The organism is Rhizobacter sp. P2_H2 (assembly GCF_056403375.1).
Genome location: NZ_JBFUFP010000797.1, coordinates 1 through 2,561 on the forward strand (window position 1 = coordinate 1; position 2,561 = coordinate 2,561).

The 2,561-nt window shown below is 68.9% G+C and carries 3 protein-coding genes; 1 reads left to right on the forward strand and 2 read right to left on the reverse strand.

Annotation, left to right across the window (positions count from 1 at the left end; all coding sequences use genetic code 11):
* Nucleotides 1-1,444, reverse strand: a 1,444-nt coding sequence (locus tag AC1D15_RS26445) for a DUF1631 family protein (RefSeq protein ID WP_477828333.1), incomplete at its 3' end; no start/stop codon positions are given.
* Between the two features lie 235 nt (nucleotides 1,445-1,679).
* Nucleotides 1,680-2,105, reverse strand: coding sequence for a large conductance mechanosensitive channel protein MscL (mscL, locus tag AC1D15_RS26450; RefSeq protein WP_477828334.1), 426 nt, complete (start codon nucleotides 2,103-2,105; stop codon nucleotides 1,680-1,682).
* A 189-nt stretch (nucleotides 2,106-2,294) separates the two neighbouring features.
* Between mscL and AC1D15_RS26455 the strand changes: the two genes are divergently transcribed.
* Nucleotides 2,295-2,561, forward strand: a 267-nt coding sequence (locus tag AC1D15_RS26455; RefSeq protein WP_477828335.1) for a ubiquinol-cytochrome c reductase iron-sulfur subunit N-terminal domain-containing protein, incomplete at its 3' end; no start/stop codon positions are given.

Genomic DNA, 2,561 nt, shown 5'->3' on the forward strand with positions numbered 1-2,561 from the left:
GCACGAGGTCGCGCACCCGGGTCATGAACTGCTTGCCGGCCCCCTCGTCGAGGTCGTCGAACGCGACGGCGAGCGACGCGATGCGGTTCACGAAGCGGCGCACCGGATGCTTGCGCGACGAGAAGAAGGTCGGGTCGGCCAGCGCGACGCGCAACACCGGCAGCTGCAGGCGGGCGATCTGGCGCGCCATCTGCGGCGGTACGCGTGGGTCGGACAGGATCTGGTCGAACAGGCTGCCGACCACGTCGATCACCATGTGGTCGAGCGAGCCGGTCGAGGCCTGGCGCAGCTCGTCGCGGTGCTGGCGGATCACGTTGACGGCCATCAGGCCCGACAGCCCCTCGTTCAGCCCGCCGCTGCCGGTGGCGGCGCCGCTCAGGCTGGCCAGTGCGCTGGCCCGGCCGAGGCCCGGCGAGCCGGTGTGCAGGCCACTGCCGGTCGGCCCGCCGAGGTCGCCCGGGCGGGTCGCGAGGAAGGTCAGCCGGCGGATCAGCGACATCAGCTCCGCATCGGCCTGCGCGCTGACGCCCGGGCGCGGCGTGAAGCGGCCGGCACCGGCATTCGGGTTGCCGAGGCTCGTGCTGCCACGGCCGGCGGCATCGCGGCCGAGCGTGGTGGTGCCGGGGCGGCCCATCGTGCCGACGCCCGCATTGCCACCACCACCGCCGCCCGCCCCGCCCGGCCCGCCGAAGCCGCCGCGGGATGAACCTCCGGGCATGCCCTGGCCGCGACCGGGCAGGCCGCCCTGGCCGCTGTCGAAGTCGCCGGTCATCGTGGTCGGCGCATACAGGTTGCCGCTGCCGGACGAGCCGGTGTCGCGCAGCGTCGCGTAGCCGGAGTTGACGCGGTCGCGCGCCAGTTCGTTGCCGGGGCCTTCGACGCCGCGCACCGACAGGCTGACCGGCTGCACGCCGCGGGCGCGGAAATCCTTCAGGATGTCGCCGTAGCAGGTGGGCATCGCGCGCGACAGCGCGAGGCTCATCTCGCGCGCCAGCACCTTGCGCGTCTCGCGCTCGTTCGACACCGACTCGATGGCGCGGAACACCGAGGCGCCCATCACCTCGCCGCGCAGCGGGTTGCGTTCCTGGTCGGCCCGCCCGATGCCCAGCAGCGCGCCGGTGTAGGCGGCCATGTCGCGCAGTTCCCATTCGCAGGCATGCGTGATGGCCTGGCTGATGCGGTCGGACGACATCTGCTCTTCCATCTCGGCGTCGCCGACGATGCTGAGCGACATCCAGTCGGTTTCGGCGAGGCTGCGGCCGCTCTCGCGGTTCGGGCTCAGCTCGCGCGTCACGCGCTTGCTCAGCGTGTCGCCGAACACCAGCACGAAGGTGCTCATGTGGCGGCGCAGGTCGAGCTGGGCGGTGATCAGGATGTCGCGCTCGTAGATGCGCATCGCCGCCGATGCCAGCGTGCCCAGGTGCRTCGACACGCGATCAGCCACGGCCGCAGTGGTCGTCTTCAGGTGGCTGATGGCGGCGTCGAACGCTGCTTGCGAACGTGGATCGATCGAATTCATCTACGGACAGGGCCGATGGGCGGACCGGGGCGAAACCGCCCGGACGGATGGTCTGGACGGAGATACCTGCAGTATGAGCCCAAACGGAATGGGCACGCGCCGCGTTGCGACGTGGCGACGTTGGCCGGCGGGAGCATTTCACGCCCCGCGGCGCGAACGTTCACTTCTTCAGCGAATCCCGGATCTCGCGCAGCAGCTGCACGTCTTCGGGCACCGCGGCCGGTGCGGCCGGCGCCTCTTGCTTGAGGCGGTTGATCTGCTTGACCATCACGAAGATGATGAAGGCGAGGATCATGAAATTGAGCGCCACGGTGATGAAATTGCCGTACGCGAACAGCGGGACGCCGGCTTTTGTCAGCGCCTCGTAAGTCATCGGGCCCTTGAAATCGACCGGGGGATTGGCGAGCATCAGGAAGTAGTTCGAAAAATCGAGCCCGCCGACCAGGCGGCCGATCACCGGCATGATCAGGTCCTTGACGATCGAATCGACGATCTTGCCGAAGGYCGCGCCGATGATGACGCCGACCGCCAGGTCGACGACATTCCCCTTCATCGCGAACGCCTTGAATTCGGTGGCGAATCCCATGTGCTGCTCCTCTTCTTCTGGATGCTGCGCGGCAGTATTGCCGAGCAATGCCAGAAGTCAAGCCGAAAGCCTCGTCAATGAGGGTCCGCCCGCAGTGGCGCGCGCCCCTCAGCGCCGGGAGCGGGGGTTGACACGTCCGCTAGAATTCTCGGTTGCCCGTGACCAGAAGTCTCCAGCCAAGGACCCCCAATGAGTGACAGCAACGAGCAAGGTGGCAAGCAACAAGGCAGTTCGATCAGCACCGCACCGCAGGTCGATCAAGGCCGTCGGACCTGGGTGGCTGTCGCCTGTGGTGCCGGGGCCGTCGGGKGCGTCGCAGCCGCCGTGCCCTTCGTCAGCACCTTCCAGCCCTCCGAGCGCGCACGTGCCGCCGGRGCCGCGGTCGAGGTGGACATCAGCGACCTGAAGCCGGGCGAGAAGAAGACGGTGGAGTGGCGCGGCAAGCCGGTGTGGATC